This is a genomic window from Paenibacillus sp. YAF4_2 (assembly GCF_052113225.1).
Taxonomy (GTDB): Bacteria; Bacillota; Bacilli; order Paenibacillales; family Paenibacillaceae; genus Pristimantibacillus.
The window spans coordinates 33892-53107 of sequence record NZ_JBFRCT010000008.1 but is presented as its reverse complement, the minus strand read 5'-3'; the positions used below and the strand labels follow the sequence as shown (position 1 = coordinate 53107).

Sequence of the window (19216 nt, the reverse complement as noted above, 5' to 3'; positions counted from 1 at the left end):
CCCCTCTGTGAAAATTATTTAAATTCTCCTTTTAATTAATATTGATAACGCTTTCATTATTCTTATTGAAGTTAGTATAGAATATCTAATTATTCAAAACAATGACCTATCCTCATTGATTATTGATCTATTCTTAGATGGTTCAAAACAAAAAAACAATCCCCGGCTGATGCATCCAGCTCGGGGATATAAGAAAATTATTGTGTTGGGTCATACACATTCAGTATACGATAAATAATAACGGCCGCTTCGGCTCTACTTGTCACCCCAAGAGGATTGATCTTTCCGTTCCCGCTTCCCGTTACAATACCTTCCTTCACTAATGCCGCTAATGCTTCTGCTGCATAATCAGCAATCTTGTCCTTATCTGTGAAACCACTTAGGTCAGCTGCATTACCTTCCAACTGCTCTTTATTCGTCAGCTCAAGTACCCGTGCTACAAGCACCATCATATCTTGTCTGGATATGGTAGCATTCGGGTGGAATTCATTGTCGCCAGACCCCAGCGCGATACCAAGCTGCTTGACTATGCCTAATGCTTCATAATAATACGCATGAGCCGGTACATCGACAAAATTGTCTGTTACATCGGCTTTCAGCCCCATCGCTCTGACCAGCAGCGTTACGAATTCAGCTCTTGTCACACTGCGGCTTGGCTCAAATGTTGTACTGGATGTTCCATTTATGACACCTATTTTCGCCAAAGCGTTTATAGCTTCTTCCGCCCAAGAATAGCCTTTCAGATCGGAAAATGCAGGAACAGCCGGTTCTGGAGTTGTCGGATCTGGTGCTCCTGTATTACCGCTGCCACTATCCTTCGATACCGTAACACTTACTTCCGCTTGTTTCTGCACTCCGCCAGCTGTAACCGTCAACTTCAGCTTTCCAGAACCTGCAGATACTCCCTTAATCGTAACGGCTGCTTGATTGTCAGCTCCTGCGATGCTGATCGCACCACTTGCTTCCCATTTGTAGGCAGGGCTTGTTGCATTTTCCGGAGCGAGTGCAGCATTTACCGTTACTTGACCGTTCACCTTCATCGAGGCCGGAGCATCTGCAAGGCTAACGGATTCTATTGGAATTACTGGTGACGTTGGGTTCTTTGAAGTAAACTTCCAATAATCGATATTAAATAGATTATCCCCTTCACCACTGAACATAAAGAAGATATTATGAACGCCTTTTACATTCGTTAAATCGGTTTTCATGAGCTTCCATTGCTGTGCTCCGCCTGTAGAATGGACATCCAGCGTGCCAATGACGTCGCCGATCGGACTGTCTACTCGAATTTCGATTTTGCCTCCATTGGTGGAAGCAACATTCGCTTCGAAAGTCGCTGCTCCATCCGTCCCAAAGTCAGCGTTTGCTACCGCTAGCCAGTCTCCCTGACTCACATTCGTAACATCCAGATTAATCTCTTCAACCGGGTTTCCTGGTGCCTCTGACTTCTCCGTAGCAATGCCTGCATTCCAGGCAATCGTTTCTGCTTCCGTTCTTGTATAAGGATTCAGATTAGCAAGCTGGGATACCCCTTTCATATCCGCTTGAATGTCTTTGATATGACCATTCTCATAGAACTCCACTTTGTTGATATGCGTAGAACGGTATCCTTTCCCATCCCCAATCATCGCTTTGCTGACGGTTTGAGCATGGTAAGTGATGTACCACTCGTTATTAAATTCAAAGATGGAATGATGGTTATTGCCGCCTACTCCAAAAAATACACCCGGATTTTTTAGAATGGGTCCAACGTAAGTAAATGGCCCCATTGGATTGTCGCTTACCATATACGCGATTTCACCTGCAGGTGGCGTTCCTTCCGGATGTGTTCCTGCAAAATTAGAGCAATAGGTATAATAATATTTGCCGTTAAATTTATGAATGCCGGAATCCTCGAACATGTAGGGTGCGTCGATCTTTTCTGCCGAGCCAACCGTGCTGACCATATCATCACCTAGCTTTATGACTCTGGCCGTGTTCGGATGGGCGATTTGTTCAGCTGAAGGATTTGGATCTCCTGGAATTCCTCCCCCAAAGTACAAGTAGCCAGCTCCATCATCATCCACCAACACAGCCGGATCAAACAACCATACGACACCAGGTACGCCAGGTGTGTTGCCCGATACAAGTGGCTTGCCAAGTGGATTAGTCCAAGGACCAATCGGGCTGTCTGCCGTAAGCACTCCTATGCCCCCTGCACCGTTCGCAAAATAAAGGAAAAACTTATCTACTCCGTTAATTTTCTTATGCGCAGCTGCAGGCGCCCAAGAGAAGGTTGCCCAGTTAGCAATGCCATTTGGTCCAGCTACTGGAATTGCGCCATGATCGGTCCAGTTAACCATATCATCAGAGGAAATGACGAATACTCGATTGAGATTACTGAACGAATTGTCTTTTACATTTCCATTGCCGTCATACTCGAATTCATCACTAGACATATAGATGTAGACTCTACCGTCATAAACCATAGCGAACGGATCAGCTCCAAGCTTATGGCTCATCAGCGGGTTCGAATAGCCGGGAATTTTCGCAAGTGCTTTGGTATCGAATAGCTTCAATCCGATGTTCGCTACTGCGTTATGCACGTTATAAGCTATATTTCCGCCTTCGACCTTCATATAATCCGTACGAATCTGTTCCATTAGATCAGATGGGACGAATCCATCGACTCTCAATTTGATGGTGGCGAACAGATCAGAGGACTCATTCGTGATGTTCACGTTATTGCCGGATACACGCATCTGCAGTTGCTTGCCCGAATACGTGTACGTTGGTTCCCCCATTATGTTGTCCGTATTAAACACGACATCTGTAACAGAAAGATGCTCTGGAATGTTGAACGATGCCGCGATGGATGTATATTGTCCCTCCGGCAATGCTTCCATGTGAACCGGGACCTCCAACTCCATGTTCTGAACACCAATGACATTGGATACATCATCTAGGCTTGCATTCAGAATAGCAGCTGCATCGTTTCCGCCAGTCAGTTTGTCATCCACTCGGAAATAATCGAAGTCAACGTAACCGCCAGTAGTCTTAGTCGAGTAATTAAACAAGGCGAAGCGATAGCCCATAAAATGATCAAGCTTATAGCTCATTTGCAGCGTATTGCCGATCGCATGCCACTCTGTGCCGTTTAGACTATAGTAGAAGTATGCTTTATCCGTGTTATTCTTGTAATCGAACTCCACCTTTAAGTAGACTCTGCTTTGGCTGAGTGGAACACTGGCGATTTCCTCTGCCGTTCCCGAGCTTCCATTAACCATAACAACGGATTTCGTATTCCCGTTCATTTTGACCCCTACAAACCCGTAGTCCTTCTGCAGGGCGCCAAGTCCCGCGTAATCCCCATTTTTCATTTGACCAACATCGATTGCAATGCTGCCTGAGCTCTCCGGACCAAACGTACGTTGCGTAAGCGTATTACGGGCATCGAGCATGGAAGTACTCTTGTGACCCGCTGTCAGCCTCAGGTAACCTGAACGCTCGGATAGGGACCAATTATTGTTATCTGGATTGTGATTCCATTGCCATACTAATGCCAAATTATCGCCGTTATAATCGTTTTCTCCGTCTGTTGTTTTGTCTAATCCTCCGACTGGTGTCACATCTTCCAAAGATACATCATCGATATAGAAATCCATCAGATCCTTTACGGGATCTTGTTCAGGCGTCCATACAGTCTCAAGGAAAATAAGCGGAGCATTTAATGCAGCATCTTCCGGTACGGTGAAGGTTCCTTCAATTGTTCCCCATTTTCCTTTCTCAATCGTAGCTGAACCAAGAACCTTAATCGTTCTCCAATCTCCATCCTGGAAATCGAAGTTAAATGGTTTAGCAGCAGGAAGCGTTTCAGCTCCGTCATATTTCACTTTCGCTGAGAACTTGTACACACCACCCGGCTTCACTTTCCCTGTTAGATCTTGCTGCGCTCCTGCACCTGTAGCCGCTCTTCCACTGACGAACAAACTGCTGTTACCGCTAAAAGCTTCGTCTGTCGTTACCGCAACCGTGGCATTATCATGATTCGTCCATGGGACAAGACCTGATTCAAATCCACCATTCTTGAGAAGATTGGAATCCGGTGTCACATCTTTGAAGGACACATCATCCACATAGAAATCCATTCGGTCCAGGACGGGATCCTGCTCTGGTGTCCATACGGTCTCAAGGAAAATGCGAGGCTCATCAAATGTGGTATCAGCTGGAATCGTATACGTTCCTTCAATGGTCCCCCATTCTCCCTTCGTAATCATGGCAGAGCCAAGTATTTTAATGGTCTGCCAGTCTCCATCCTGGATATCATAATTAAACCGCTTGGCAGCCGGAAGCGTCTCGTCTCCGTCATATCTCACTTTTGCCGAGAATTTATAAGTGCCGCCGGCTTTGAGCTTGCCGGTAAGCATCTGCTGAACACCGGCCCCAGTAGCTTGTCGATTGCTTATGAGCAAGCTCTGCGATCCGCCGCTATAGACATCATTTGTAACCGTCACTACCGCATCATCATGGGCTGACCATGGTTCTTGCCCGTCTTCGAAATCGCCGTTAATCAGAAGCTCTTGAACCTCTTCAACCGTCAGCTCGCCAGTCTCTGGTGCGGCTGCCAACGTTGTATTCTGTACCGTGTTCGTCTTGTTTAAGCCTGATTCAGTTGATTGATAATGGGAGGCACCGGATTTCTCGGCTCGTGGATAAAATTCATCGGAATCTACGAATAAGCTCTTTGAATCGACACCGCTTACGGGAATTTGTATATTCTCTGGAATCTTGCCGTCTACGCCAAATACCGGCCAATTATCTTCCCACGTCACCGGAACAAGGAATGGGATTCGGCCAACCGATCCATGATCCTGAAACAGCATTCCGTACCATTTGCCATCTGCCGTATCCACAATGCCGCCTTGCGCTACTCCCGTCTGCAAGGCAACTCTACCTTCATAGGTGCCATCAATTGTAGCAGAGCGGTGTACGATTTCCGTTCTTGGCGCATTTTTGGGCCACGTAATATTAAATACATAATAATAGCCGTTAACTTTCTGGATATGTGTGCCTTCTGCAGCAAGACCAACGTTCTCCTGCGTGCTTGCAACCAAGCTTGCATTCGGAATCAGTACTTTATTAAGCCCATCCGCTTTAATAGCGGTCGCATCTGAGTTAAGCTCGATGATCCGAATATCTCCACCGCCGTACACCATGTACACACGTCCATCATCATCAAACAGAAGAGACATATCATGGTAGACACCATCCAGCTCCGCATGTGTCCACGGGCCATGCTCAATATCCGATGTTTGATAGATGTAAGTTTTACCGGTGTTGTATGAAGCAAACGCAATGTAATATTTGCCTTCATGATAACGAATGCTGCTTGCCCATGAGCCTTTACTATAATCATTTTTTCCATTTCGAAGAGTTTGCTCATCTTCATCTGCTAGGATGTCATACACATAATTGACGATTTCCCAATGGACCAAATCATAAGATTTCATGATAGGAACACCAGGATTCATGTGCATCGTTGTACTGGTCATGTAATAGGTATCACCTACTCGAATGACATCGGGATCCGGAACATCCGCCCATATTAACGGATTCTCAAAGGTCGTATCTTCTTGCTGCGCAGCGAATACATGTGGACTTGGTACAAAGCACACCAACATTGTAAACGCTATCAAAAAAGCGAATGACTTTCTAATCATTTTGTTGCCTCCTTATAAGGTTATATCTAGCTTTGATTTGAAGCTGTGCTCATTTTAAAACAATTGCTATTTTTAATCGATGTGTTTTTTTGTTTAAAAAGTAAAGATTTTTTTGTGTTTATTTAATATCAAACCTTAATTAAAACCTAAAAATAACATCAATAAAAAAATCAATGCTCATATTTTTACGTTAACAGCATTTCTTTACCTTTTAAAGATAATAATGTAACTATTGAACTGTATCTTAAAACAGATAACGGGCAGCCTTTCGTAGTAATTTACCTCCTATAAAGTATCTTTTGATTTCATCGAAATTCTACATCCAATATAGGAGAGAAACAACCTGTTCATGAATTGACAATATACCTCAGTAATTGTAGGTATGCCTGCCACATCCCTCAGCTGGCTTTATAGCCAATGCAAAAAGACAACTCTCTTCCCATTGCAGAAGTGAGTTGTCTTTTGCCAATCTTATAAAATTATGAGTTACCTCTTCGCCTTATAAAACTCATGATACCCCCGCTGCGTCCGCTCATCCCCGCCATAATCCAGGCCGAACCGGCCGGAATCACCAAGTCCTAATGAACTTATTAAGGAAAAGAGCCGGCATTGCCGGCTCAGAGTGTCGATATAAAGTCCTTAGGACTTCAGTGCTTTTATTTTTTATATGGTATAACTATCTGGAATGAGAGCCTTCACAACACGCTTTACGATATCTTTTGCGGCTTCCTCAATCGAAGAGTTTATAGCAGCCTCGATTGGCAAAAAGGCCTGACCGATGATTTCTTGCGCAATGGCTTGGTCGTTGTCGCTCGTAGAACCAGCCGGTACCAATGCAAGAAGTCCCGCATCGTTTAGCAATGTGGCATAAGCCGCGAGTTGCCGCACAGATTCTCCTGAGCTGTTATCGATTAGCATCGTATGATAGCCTCTCGCTACCAACCGTTTCTCGACTTCTTTCGCAAGAGCCGTATTGCCCACAACGGAACCAGTTAGCCAAAGCGTTAATGGCTGTTGTCCTTTTTGCTGGGCACGAACATCTCTGGTGATTTCCGTATCCATTCGGTCGACACTGTAAGAGCTTTGAAGAGCTTCATCAATGACGCCGCAAGCGGATGTCATATTCGTTACACGATCGATGAGAATAAATCCACCGATGCTTTTATTTTTTTCAAACTTATCAAAAACAATACCATCCGATAATGAAATTTCGCATTTAGCCAATTCATTCTTAACCACATGATCCGCTGTAACCGTATCGCCTGTATTCACATCGATTTTGTAATTAATTGCTGTCACCGTACCAGGAAGAATCTTCGTACCTACTTTCACCAGAACATCTTTGCCCGGTGTCAGGACAGAATCATCCATCCAAAGAATCGTGGCGCTAAAGCTGTCAGCTTCTTGGAGTTGATTGTCCTTCGTAAACACACAACCTCTTGAAACGTCAACTTCCCGATCTAATTGAATAGTGACAGGTTGTCCTGCATGAGCCGAATTCCTGTCTTGGTCTGTTACTAAGATTCGTTTAACCTTCGCCTTCTCATGGCTAGGCAACGTTATCAGTTCATCGCCAACTGCGATGCTGCCGGCTTCAATCTGGCCTTGGAATCCGCGGAAGGTGTGGTCCGGTCGACATACTCGCTGAACGGGCATCATGAATGGCTTCACGTCGTCGCTTGCATGAACATCAACACTCTCCAAATACGGAAGCAAAGCAAGACCTTTGTACCAAGGCGTATTAGGCGATTTCTTCGTAATGTTATCCCCTTCTGTTGCAGAAACAGGGATCACTTGAATGCTCTCAAACCGGAATTCAGTGGTGATGCGAGAAAATTCTTCTTTGATTTCATCAAATTTATCCGAATCAAAATCCACCAAATCCATTTTGTTTACCGCCAAAACCAGATGCTTAATCCCCATGAGGGCGCAAATCCGGGTATGGCGCTTCGTTTGAGTAATAATCCCTTTGGTTGCGTCCACCAGAATAACAGCAAGATCAGCAAAGGATGCGCCTACTGCCATGTTGCGTGTATATTCTTCATGCCCTGGCGTGTCCGCTACAATGAATGAACGGTGATCCGTCGTAAAATACCGATAAGCCACATCAATCGTAATCCCCTGCTCACGCTCCGCAATCAGCCCGTCAAGAAGCAGGGAGTAGTCAATTTTTCCGCCACGGCTGCCCAGCCTGCTATCCAGCTCGAGCGCTCTCTCCTGGTCGGCGAACAAGAGCTTCGCCTCATAAAGCATATGTCCAATCAAGGTGGATTTGCCGTCATCCACACTTCCACAAGTAATAAATTTAAGCAGACTTTTCATCTTAGAAATAGCCCTCCCGTTTGCGTCTTTCCATGCTTCCCGCTTCTTCCTGGTCGATCACCCTTGTTGTCCGTTCGGATGATACCGCACCAAGCGTTTCTTCGATGATAGCATCCAGCGTGTTCGCCTCTGAAGGGGCACCGCCAGTAAGCGGATAGCAGCCTAATGTGCGGAACCGCATCTTTGCCATTTCAATCTTCTCACCCGGCTCGAGCTTCATCCGCTCATCATCCACCATAATCATCTGCCCATCACGGTTGACGACAGGTCTTTCTTTCGCAAAGTAGAGGGGCACGATATCAATGTTCTCTCTGCGAATGTATTGCCAGATATCTTTTTCCGTCCAGTTGGAAATCGGGAATACGCGGATGCTTTCACCCTTATTGATTCTGGTGTTGAAAAGCTTCCACATTTCCGGCCGCTGATTTTTCGGATCCCAGGCATGATTCTTATTGCGGAATGAGAAAATCCGCTCCTTCGCACGTGACTTTTCCTCATCACGTCTTCCGCCGCCAAATGCAGCTGTAAATCCGTATTTGTCCAAGCCTTGCTTCAGGGCTTGGGTTTTCATAATATCCGTATATGCGGAACCATGATCGAATGGGTTAATCCCTTGCTCAATCCCTTCCTGATTGGAGTGAACAAGCATTTTGATTCCGAATTCTTTCGCCTTGCGGTCGCGGAATTCAATCATCTCCTTGAACTTCCACGTTGTATCGATATGCAAGAAAGGAAACGGCGGCTTCTCCGGATAAAATGCTTTCAGCGCCAAATGCAGCATTACGGAGCTATCCTTACCGATCGAGTACAACATCACGGGATTTTCACATTCCGCCGCTACTTCTCGAATAATATAAATCGCTTCAGCCTCGAGTTGATCCAGATGTGTTGTTGCATCTATGGAATCAAGCGTCAATTTGTCCATGAAAAAGTGCCTCCCTTTAATCCTTACTAAATCTATAGACTATATTCTATATCGTATCAGATTTTCACTTTTATGCAAAGTGGAATAAAGTATTTTCTTTGATTTTTTTGAGGCGTTGACGCAGGAAGTCACCGCTTGGTTCAAGTCAACATCTAAAGCTCAATAACAAGCAAAAAAGGACGGCTCGAGTGAAATCATCTCGATGGCGTCCTTTTTTATCATTATCATAAGGTCACTTCTTCGCCTTATAAAACTCATGATAAAGCTTCATCAACGCCCTTTTCTCAATTCGCGACACATAACTCCGGCTGATCCCCAGCTCCTTCGCAATCTCACGCTGCGTCCGCTCATCCCCACCATGATCCAGGCCAAACCTGCCGCGAATCACTTCCTGCTCCCGCTCATCGAGTATATCGAGGTTGCGGTAGATCTTGCTCTTCTCGATCTTCAGCTGTACCCGGTCAACGACATCATCGGCTTCCGTGCCGAGGATGTCGATCAAGGTAATTTCATTGCCTTCCTTATCTGTTCCGATCGGGTCATGCAGAGAGACGTCTTTCCTAGTCTTCTTCAAAGAGCGTAAATGCATAAGTATTTCATTCTCAATACAGCGAGCAGCAAATGTAGCCAATTTTGTGCCTTTACCTGTCTGGAAGCTTTCGATCGCTTTAATCAATCCGATCGTCCCGATGGAGATTAAATCCTCGAGATCCTCACCTGTATTATCGAACTTTTTGACATTGTGTACACAACCCGATGTAATTTTTAATATCTAACTATAAATTAAATCTATGCGAGGATATCTAGCTGGGTTCATATCATGACAAATTTCTTTTCGAGTAAAACTTCATTCATCCAGGTGTTTAAGCAAATTATTTAATGAAGTATGATGACGCCTTAAAATATCAGCCGTTTCAATATGATGACCGCCATTTCGAACCCGAGCTGCAACACGTTCAATGTTAAGACGAACATCACCTAGTCCTACATAAAACATAATGACTTCAAAGCCATTTGTTTTCGCTTCACGCATTTGGCGGATGACATTACCACCTGCAAGTGTAGTCTCAACTGTAAAATCTCGCCGATGTAATATGCATTCTCTTACAAGTTTGATTGCGTCTTTCCCAGCTGATACTTTACGACGCTCGGGATTTTCACTATCAATACCTAAATGGAACCTTCCCTGGGCTTAAATCACACTTATCTTCAACTCACTTGCAGTTGCAGACTTTTTGACTTCACTAACAAACCACCTCCTAAAACTTGTTCCAGTGTTCACAAAACGCTCTGGCAACTGAAATCTCTCTGCGAGTTTTATTACTGATTCTTCAATTAGGGAATTCATTAGCAGCACCTTCATTCAATTTGGTTAGATCATATCATTCGATATTACCCCATATTTAACCTTTATTACCAATAGGGCAACGAACTTCAATGAAACAGGGAGCAGCACCTCGGGGGTCTGCTCCCCCTCTTCTAGTCGAACTAACGTTTCCCGTCTAGCGTAACTTCTGAACAATGATGACCTTAATTAATTATTATCAAGTCTGTAATGATAATAATTAATCCCGCAGGTAGTGTAATATAACCTCCAACCTTGACAGCTTCTTTAGTTCTGACTCCAAAGAGATTAAGACTTAATAATATTTCAGGGATTGTAATTTGCAAAACACCGGAGATTACTCCAATTATTCCGAGTATGGATAGTGGACTCAAAATGATTGCCGCCTCCAAGCAGGTTTTCATTTAATATTGAAGTGTTATATTCGTTGTAGTAATGAAATTAATGAGTTTAGTTTTTAAAATCAATCCTGCTAACTTTGTAATCTGCCTAGGATGACGGTACGCTTAAATGGTGTGGTTGTAGGTGTTACAATAGAAATATTGAACAAATCTCCATGAGTTATTAAAGAAGATTGGGCTACAGGGAACATTAGTTCAATTAACAGCGGCAGTCTAGGACTATTTGGTCTTTTGCTGTCGCTGTTTCAAATTTCAAGGTCAGTCCATCACTTATTTTATGATGTGAAGACATCCAGACTTTGCTGACACTTTGTTCATGTATTCGAGTTCTTTCTATTTTCTATAACTATTATTAGTAATCTTATTAGTAATCCAATCAAAACGAAAAAAATCCAATCGTTGTTGTATAGCGCCAAATAGCTAACTCTTTTACGATACTTTTGTGAGACAGAGGTTCTTGTGAGGAGGATACAAATATGTTGAATTATACGTCCACTCAACTGGCATCCTTGTACTTATCTTTCTTTAGGCTTTTGTGATCTTAGTTTTTTCTTTACAGTCCAATCATTATTTCAGTAGCAGAGGGGACTAGGAATTCGATGAACTTACATATGTCATACGATATTACATTCCGATACTATGGGAAACAACACTGTGAACCAGGTTTATTTTGGGGACCGGGCGTAAAAGATCATTTTAAAATCTTATTCATCCACGAAGGCAAGGGTATTTATCAAGTAAACGGACAAACCTATGTTTTAGAAAAAGGACAAGGTTTTCTTGTCTTCCCTAATCATGTTTACTACATGTGTGCTGATGACAAGGATCCTTGGGTTTATTCCTGGATCGCATTTGTAGGCAAACAAATAGATTACTGGCTCAATCAAGTACAACTTGGCATTGACAAGCCGTTTTTCCATTTCTCCCCTTTCAATTGGTACGATAGTTACATCAATGAATTCGATGCAACCATTTCCAATGAGCGGACAAGTTTATTGTACAAACAAAGCATTATGTATCGCCTAATGGCCGATTGGGTGGATCTTCTCTCATCCACCAACCAAGTTAAGTCGCTGCCAAAAGTCAAAGAAACCTACACTGCTAGAGCCCTTGATTATATAAAAATTAACTACGGCAACCGCATTACCGTTTCAGGCCTACCCGAAATGATCGGTATCGATCGGGTGTACCTCTCCAGCTTGTTCAAAGAAAGTATAGGACTATCTCCTCAGCAGTACTTATTGCAAGTTCGTATGCAGAAAGCATGCGCCTTGCTTAACAACCGATCACTATCCATCGCGGAAATATGTATTCGGTTGGTTATCCTGATCCGCTGTTATTCTCCAAAATGTTCAAACGGATGATTGGTGTCTCCCCGAGCATTTACAGAGAGTGTCTCATGTCTGGTCAACCTTGTTTCAAAAAATAAGCCGGACATCCTTAAGTGGATGCCCGGCTTATTTTCAAGTCTATTCTAATCGTTGCCGATTAGAATGGACTTTGACCTTACATTATGCCATGTACAACATACATGAAGCTATATCGTCAAACAATGAACATTCTTATAATCTCTATATGTGCAGGACGAAAACAAGAGCAGAATTCAGTTTCCCTCAGTCTCGGTCGGCTTATATGCCTGTTATAGTGTCTTGTAGAAATCATTCATCTCTGCACCAATATACTCGTCATCATCCTCCGATCCATTTAATGCCGTCATTCCAACTCATCAAGTAATGTTATATAACTTTAGCCATTAATCTTCATATGAAATTTGGACCCACTTCAATTGCTCTTATAGAACCAAAACCCTATTCTGCATTGCCGTTCCTCAGCGTCACAAGATTGTTAGTTCAAAGGGGGTGATTCAAATAGCAAGAATGTAAGCGTTTTTATATCTTCTAATCATGATCATCCAGCACTAGGGAAAGAGCTAGATCAACCCAATTTGGAAGGAAGGTATTTATTTGAAAAGATCATTAATCCTCACCATGCTAGTTACGTTGATCATCTCCATCATTCCGTTTTCCAGTGCATCCGCAGCGACGATTATTGTTGAGGCAGAAGGCGGCCAATTGACAGGTACTCAGGTTTCTACTGCAACTCCAGGCTATTCCGGCAGCGGATATGTAACAGGCTTCGATAATGATGGAGATTCACTCAAAGTAACGGCGCAGATTGCTACACAAGGCTTGTATCTAATTAAGATCCGTTACAATTCACCGTCTGGACCTAAGTCAACAACGATCAGCCTGAATAACACGGCAGCAGGCAGTGTTGATTTTGCCCAAACCACAGGCTTTACGGAAATAACTGCAACCAAAATGTTACTAAATGCTGGTACGAACACAATTCAGATTGACAGAGGCTGGGGATGGTTTGATATCGATTATATTAAAATCGAGACGGCTCCTGCTCCTGCAACACATACTGTAAGCAATACGCTCGTCAACCCGAACGCAACAGCTGCTACGAAAAACCTAATGAGCTTCTTGGTAGATAACTACGGTAGTAAAATTTTGTCCGGACAGCAGGGGATTGAGAACGTTCCTTGGCTGCAAAGCAATGTCGGGAAAAAGCCCGCAATCGTCGGATTCGACTTCATGGACTACTCGCCGACACGTGTTGCACATGGTACAACTTCAAGTGAAGTGGAAAACGCCATTAACTGGGACAGCCAAGGTGGGATTGTTACCTTCTTATGGCACTGGAATGCACCTGCCGGAATTATTGATCAACAGGGTAAGGAGTGGTGGCGAGCGTTCTACACCGACTCTACGACATTCGATATTGCCTATGCACTCTCACACACGTCCTCTACTGATTATCAGAAGCTCATCAGCGATATCGATGCGATTGCTGTACAGCTGAAACGTCTGCAAACAGCGAACGTACCTGTTCTATTCCGGCCGCTTCACGAGGCAGACGGCGGCTGGTTCTGGTGGGGCGCGAAAGGCCCGGAGCCAGCTAAACAGCTTTACCGTTTAATGTACGATCGTTTGACGAATTACCACCAAATCAACAACCTGATCTGGATCTGGAACTCTACATCACCTGACTGGTACCCAGGCAGTGACGTTGTTGACATTATCAGTACTGACTCGTACCCGACTGCGGGCGACTACAGCACCCAAATTTCACAATACGATAATCTGAATAATATTGTCTCGAATAGCAAGATCGTGGCCATGACAGAAAACGGGCCCATTCCTGATCCGGATCTGCTGCCAATTTATCATGCTGATTGGAGTTGGTTCTGTACCTGGGTTGGAAGCCACCTAACAGACGGTATTACCAACTCGCTGAATCATTTGATAAAAGTGTACAACTCATCTTACGTGCTTACGTTGGATGAACTGCCAAATGTGAAAAACTATCGTAGTCCTGTCTACAGTTTCGAAAACAGTACGCAAGGCTGGGCTGGGTTTAATCTCTCAGGAGGACCATGGTTAGCAACGGATTGGGCGGGAATCGGTAACAACTCGCTTAAAGCGGACATAACGCTTGGAGGTGGCGAATACTTTCTCAGCTACACAGGAGCGAACAATTTCAGCGGCAAAACGAAACTGACTGCGCAGGTTAAACATGCTACATGGAGCAATGCGGGCAGTGGGTTAACCGCGAAACTGTTTATCAAAACGGGCAGCGGTTGGTCATGGTCAGATGGCGGCTCTGTCACAATTAATTCCACCAGCGCTACAACACTGACACTGAATTTATCTGGTATCGCCAATCTTGGCGATGTGAAGGAAGTTGGTGTACAATTTTTGTCGCCGGCGAATTCCAGTGGCGTCACATCGATTTATGTAGACAGCGTGACACTGCAATAATTTTATCAAAAATGACCGATCATATTACCACCGTTAAAAGCATACACGTCCATCAGTGTAAAAGACTCCGTTTTATCCATTGAGCTACCGAATGGAACACCTCCAAGCGAGAGCGACGAGCTAGTAAGATCTGTACCGGAAATCTTAACCTGTTGCATAGGTTCCTCCTTAAGAGAAAAGAAAATGACGGAAACGTGGACAGCCTCGTTTGCTAAGCACCATGTTTTCCCGTCATTTTCTTTTTAGCTATTTTTAATTATTAATTGCCTGAAGCCTGAACCATCCGCTGGAATAGTCTTTTTGTTCGTAATTCAAAGGTAAGCCAAGCTGCATAAGTCTATCCCCTCCAAGAACTGACTTGTGAACGCTGCTTCCCTGAACTTCGTATTCGATCTCTGGATCAAGTCCAGCGAGTTGCAAAGTACGTCTAGGAGTGTTTGGCACTGCCATCACTTGGAAATAGTAAACTAGTGCCTCCTGTTTATCCTCAGAAATAAACATCCACGCCGATTCATTTCCTTCAAAAGGATTCTTCAGACGGTAGAAGTCACCTTTCTGCACTAAGCTCCGAATCTGCTTATACGTTGCAACTTGGAGTTTAACTATCTCTTTTTCTTCGACTGTGAATTTAGTAAGATCGAGCAAATACCCAAAATTCCCTGACATGGCTACATCACCACGGAACTCAAGTGGGGTTTTCCTCCCTACTTGATGGTTCGGCACCGTCGATACATGAGCTCCGATTGCACTGACAGGATAAACAAAGCTGGTTCCATATTGAATTTTCAAGCGCTCGACCGCATCCGTGTTATCGCTAGTCCAGGTTTGCGGCATGTTGTAGTATAGCATTCCGGGATCAAAGCGTCCGCCTCCACTTGAACAACTCTCGAAAAGAATATGCGGGAACCTAGTCGTAATGCGCTCTAAAAGCTCGTACAAACCAAGGACATAACGATGAGCCGTCTCGGACTGACGTTCCGCAGGAAGGATTTTCCGTCAAGCAACGGTTCATATCCCACTTTACATAAGCGATAGGAACGGTAGAGAAGATGGCTGAGAGCGAATCACAGATGTAGTCGCGTACTTCTTTACGAGTATAATCCAATACTAACTGCCATCTCGCTTCCGTCCGCCTCCTCCCTGGAACATGAAGGCACCAATCTGAATGATTTCTATACAACTCACTGTCCGGAGAGATCATTTCAGGTTCGAACCAGAGTCCGAATTTGAGGCCTTGCTGATTTACACGATCAGCCAGATCAGCGAGTCCACCAGGAAGTTCCCGAAGATCCTCGTACCAATCACCTAACGAAGAATTATCAGCGTCCCTTTTTCCAAACCAACAATCGTCAAGGACAAAAAGTTCAATGCCAAGCTTGGCTCCTTCTTCTACTATTGATACTAATTTTTCTGTATCGAAATTAAGATAGGTTGCTTCCCAATTGTTGACCAGAATCGGACGTTCTTCGTCCCTAAATTTTCCACGGCATAGTCTTGTGCGGTATAAACGATGATAAGTGCGCGACATTTCTCCAAGCCCTTGATCAGAGTAAACCATAACTACTTCCGGAGTTTGGAAGCCTTCTCTTGGATTCAGAAGCAATGAAAAATCAAATGAGTTTACTCCCATATTAAACCGTGTAGAACCGAAAGAATCTAATTCAGCTACAGCTTCAAAACTACCGCTGTGTACAAGACTAAAACCAAAAGCCTCACCATGGTACTCCGTCGTTTCCTTTGAAACCAAAGCTGCGAATGGGTTAAACTAATGGCTGCTCATACCCCGTTTACTGTCAATTCGTGTTTCACCCTGATGTAGCTTCCTGCGAGTAATATTTCCTTCCCGCGCCCAAGCACCGGCTAGATAAACAATATCCATATCGTTTTTACCTGTAAAATCTATACTAGCACTTAAAGCACGACGCAATCGAAGAGGAGTAACTCCATCATTAGTAAGCCGCACAGAACGTGTGATAACATTGCGATCTGTAAAGATTGTGTAACTTAGAGCTGTTTTGAGTCTTGAATACGTATCTTCTAATTCCAGCTCCAACGTATCAGCTTCGCTCTCATCCTCGATATAAACGGCTGGCAATGCATTTAATGACGGCTTTCCTTTAATAATGCGGTAACCCAAGTACTTAACTCTGTAATGCGCGTTCCATCCTCAAGTTCAACTTGATAAGCTGGATTGCGGAAATCTCCACTGCCATATTGCGGATATTCTTGTGGCAGCCGATCTAATCCTGCGTTATTAGGAGCCCCAATTAATAGATCATTCATTGGTCCTCAATGATTTAATTTTCCCCCCAATATACATGAGCAGGATAGCCATTCACGATTTGAATTAGGTAGCTCATCTGGGAAGATTGTAAATGAAACAAAGCCGTTTGCTCTTCAACGATGAAACTCATTTGATAAACTCCTTTTTGAATCATACTCAACAGTCACTTAACAGCAAATTAAAAATCCATGGTTAAATGCTTGATATAAATCAGAAAATAAACATACTCGCAACCCCAATGGGAGGAATTCTCTTGCGATCTAGAGGCTGTCATTCTTCCCGTTAGAAGAGAAATAACAGCCCCTAATTTAAGGAATACTCTACAGAAGCTCCACAATTTCCACATCATATGGATTCATGTTTAATTCTTGAGCTATATCTTTATTGTTAAGAACACTATAATACGATTGTTCCAGTTGAATAGTCTGTTGCTTACGCGAAAGATTTAGTAGGAACATATATTGTTTTTCTCCATTAGATCTTATAGAAACTTGAACTCCCTCTGGTAAATTAGGGATATAAGTCAAACCTAATGTATCAGCTACATCCTTAAAGAAGTCTGAGTAGAAACTTTCCTCAGGGAACGTTCCTAGATAGTAAACCTTTCCTTTATCTACTGTATGAACAGTTGCCGCAATTTTACCGGCGTAAAAATCATCCTCGTAACGTGCTACCGGCTCTGCACCTTGAGGTGTTAAAATGTCACACCATTGACTGCAGGAATACGACTTGTTGTTCCAGTTAATGGAGTTTTTATCTTTTCCAATTGGATCATACTCCGCGACCGTAACCCCGGCAGATTCAGAAAGTGGTCCAGGTAACGGCTGGATCCAGCATACGTTATTTGGATTTTTTACACCTGTACGTGGCAGTACTACTAGCGTCGCTCCGTTCTTAACATATTCATCAAATTTAGATGCAAGTGCTGTATCGAGAAGGAAAAGCGAAGGAGCTACAATTAGCTTATATCCCGTTAGGTCTTCATTTTCACTTAATACATCCGTCATAATGCCAAGTTTAGTAAAAGCACGATGAAGCGTTTTTATATTTTCAAAATAATCCATTCCATCAGATTGTAATTGACCTTGAAAGGCATTATATTGATCGTGCGAATGTAGGATGGCCACTTTTCCTTTCACTTGTGTACCTTCCAAGAGTGGAGCAAGCCTGTTCACTTCATCACATAGCCCACGATATTCTTCATATCGTCTGCCAGGCACATTACTATGATCAATTAGTCCATGCCAGAATTGCTCACCTCCTGATGGAGCACTTCTCCATCTGAAATGAACGATCGTATCGGCGCCACGAGCGATGCACTGCCAGGAATAAGCTCTTATAAAGCCAGGATATGGTGTACGCCACATTGGCATCCAACACCCTGGAGGGCCGCTAATTGTCTCCATAATCCAGAAATTTTGACGCTTGATTCCACGAGTCAAATCCAAGGTTAGTGCCCCACTGTAACCACTCGTAACATCCTTTTCCGGACTGGTGCTTGGGTAGTAATCAAGAGAGACAAAGTCTAATTTCTCGCCTAGCTTGTAATAATCCAGGCTCATCGGATAACTCCAAATATTATGGGTAACAAAATGGTTCGGACAGTGTTTCTTCAAAATGTCCAATTGCAGCTGTTGAAACTCTACAACGGAATCGGTCTCAAAACGTTTGTAATCTAATAGATAAGATGGATTCTTAGCTCTATTGCCTCCAAGCGGGGTAGTGATCTCAGACCACTCGCTATACTCCCCACTCCAAACAACATTACCCCAAGCTGCATTGATATTCTCTACTGAAGAATACTTATCCTTAAGCCAGTCTCTGAACTTCGTATTGCAATGCTCACAGTTACATTCGTGAAGCCCAAATTCATTATCAATTTGCCATCCAATTACAGCAGAATGATCTTTATAGTGAAGAGCAAGCTTTTCCACGATTAGAAAAGAGTAATGCCTCATCGAAGGGCTATTAAAACAACGGTGCCCACGAACTCCAGGATAATGAGGATGCAATTGTGCATCTATTGGCAATACATCAGGATACTTCTTAACTAGCCAATTGGGAGGTGTACAAGTAGGTGTGCCGATGACTACTTTGATCCCATGTCTAGCAAACGTGTCGATTGCATCATCAAGCCACTCAAAGTCGTAATTGCCTTCAGTCGGCTCAAGTCTTGACCAAGCGAATTCAGCGACGCGAATCAGGCTGACGCCTGTATCTTGCATGAGCTTCGCATCTTCTTCCCACATGGAGCGATCCCAATGCTCCGGATAATAATCCATCCCCATTCTCATTTCATAACTCCCCAATCCATATATCATTATTTTGCTTGCAGTAATTGCATTGAATTAATTATATTATTTATAAAGCCTGCATTAAATCATATATTTTTGCTATGCATATCATAATTATG

At 43.6% G+C, this 19216-nt stretch carries 8 protein-coding genes and 2 pseudogenes; 2 read left to right on the top strand and 8 right to left on the bottom strand.

The genetic code is table 11. From position 1 onward, the window contains the following. Positions 1–197 precede the first annotated feature (197 nt). From AB4Y93_RS18930 to AB4Y93_RS18910, 5 genes and pseudogenes are all read right to left on the bottom strand, one after another. A complete protein-coding gene (locus AB4Y93_RS18930) occupies positions 198–5699 on the bottom strand; it encodes a family 43 glycosylhydrolase (RefSeq protein ID WP_441894413.1) in 5502 nt (1833 codons plus the stop codon). 663 nt (positions 5700–6362) lie between these two features. Beyond that, positions 6363–8021 carry a GTP-binding protein gene (locus AB4Y93_RS18925; protein WP_441894412.1) on the bottom strand — a complete coding sequence of 553 codons (1659 nt, stop codon included), beginning with the start codon at positions 8019–8021 and terminating at the stop codon, positions 6363–6365. A gap of 1 nt (position 8022) precedes the next feature. Then, positions 8023–8946 (bottom strand): sulfate adenylyltransferase subunit CysD, encoded by a 924-nt coding sequence (cysD, locus tag AB4Y93_RS18920; protein ID WP_441894411.1) that lies wholly within the window; start codon positions 8944–8946, stop codon positions 8023–8025. A gap of 232 nt (positions 8947–9178) precedes the next feature. Beyond that, complete coding sequence (sigK, locus tag AB4Y93_RS18915; protein WP_441894635.1) at positions 9179–9718, bottom strand: RNA polymerase sporulation sigma factor SigK; 540 nt, start codon at positions 9716–9718, stop codon at positions 9179–9181. An 84-nt stretch (positions 9719–9802) separates the two neighbouring features. Then, a pseudogene (locus AB4Y93_RS18910) lies at positions 9803–10117 on the bottom strand (hypothetical protein); the annotation flags it as partial. A gap of 1174 nt (positions 10118–11291) precedes the next feature. On the opposite strand from AB4Y93_RS18910, the gene AB4Y93_RS18905 reads away from it, so the two are divergent. Together AB4Y93_RS18905 and AB4Y93_RS18900 are read left to right on the top strand one after the other, a co-directional pair. Next, positions 11292–12056, top strand: a complete 765-nt coding sequence (locus AB4Y93_RS18905; protein WP_441894410.1) for an AraC family transcriptional regulator — start codon at positions 11292–11294, stop codon at positions 12054–12056. A gap of 624 nt (positions 12057–12680) precedes the next feature. Next, on the top strand, positions 12681–14519 hold the full coding sequence (locus tag AB4Y93_RS18900; protein ID WP_441894634.1) for a glycosyl hydrolase: 1839 nt from the start codon (positions 12681–12683) through the stop codon (positions 14517–14519). Positions 14520–14524: 5 nt separating this feature from the next. Here AB4Y93_RS18900 and AB4Y93_RS18895 read toward each other — a convergent pair whose 3' ends face one another. The 3 genes and pseudogenes from AB4Y93_RS18895 to AB4Y93_RS18885 all read right to left on the bottom strand — a co-directional run bounded on the left by AB4Y93_RS18895 (position 14525) and on the right by AB4Y93_RS18885 (position 19097). Next, positions 14525–14677, bottom strand: a complete 153-nt coding sequence (locus tag AB4Y93_RS18895) for a hypothetical protein (protein ID WP_441894409.1) — start codon at positions 14675–14677, stop codon at positions 14525–14527. A 94-nt stretch (positions 14678–14771) separates the two neighbouring features. Next, positions 14772–16933 (bottom strand): annotated as a pseudogene (locus AB4Y93_RS18890) (alpha-galactosidase). A gap of 190 nt (positions 16934–17123) precedes the next feature. Further along, entirely contained in the window at positions 17124–19097 is a 1974-nt protein-coding gene (locus AB4Y93_RS18885; RefSeq protein ID WP_441894408.1) for a beta-galactosidase, read from the bottom strand. Positions 19098–19216: the final 119 nt, after the last annotated feature.

Coding starts and splice junctions, on each gene's coding strand:
- AB4Y93_RS18930 (WP_441894413.1), bottom strand. CDS start 5,699: ATGATTAGAAAGTCATTCGCTTTTTTGATAGCGTTTACAATGTTGGTG.
- AB4Y93_RS18925 (WP_441894412.1), bottom strand. CDS start 8,021: ATGAAAAGTCTGCTTAAATTTATTACTTGTGGAAGTGTGGATGACGGC.
- cysD (WP_441894411.1), bottom strand. CDS start 8,946: ATGGACAAATTGACGCTTGATTCCATAGATGCAACAACACATCTGGAT.
- AB4Y93_RS18905 (WP_441894410.1), top strand. CDS start 11,292: ATGAACTTACATATGTCATACGATATTACATTCCGATACTATGGGAAA.
- AB4Y93_RS18900 (WP_441894634.1), top strand. CDS start 12,681: ATGCTAGTTACGTTGATCATCTCCATCATTCCGTTTTCCAGTGCATCC.
- AB4Y93_RS18895 (WP_441894409.1), bottom strand. CDS start 14,677: ATGCAACAGGTTAAGATTTCCGGTACAGATCTTACTAGCTCGTCGCTC.
- AB4Y93_RS18885 (WP_441894408.1), bottom strand. CDS start 19,097: ATGAGAATGGGGATGGATTATTATCCGGAGCATTGGGATCGCTCCATG.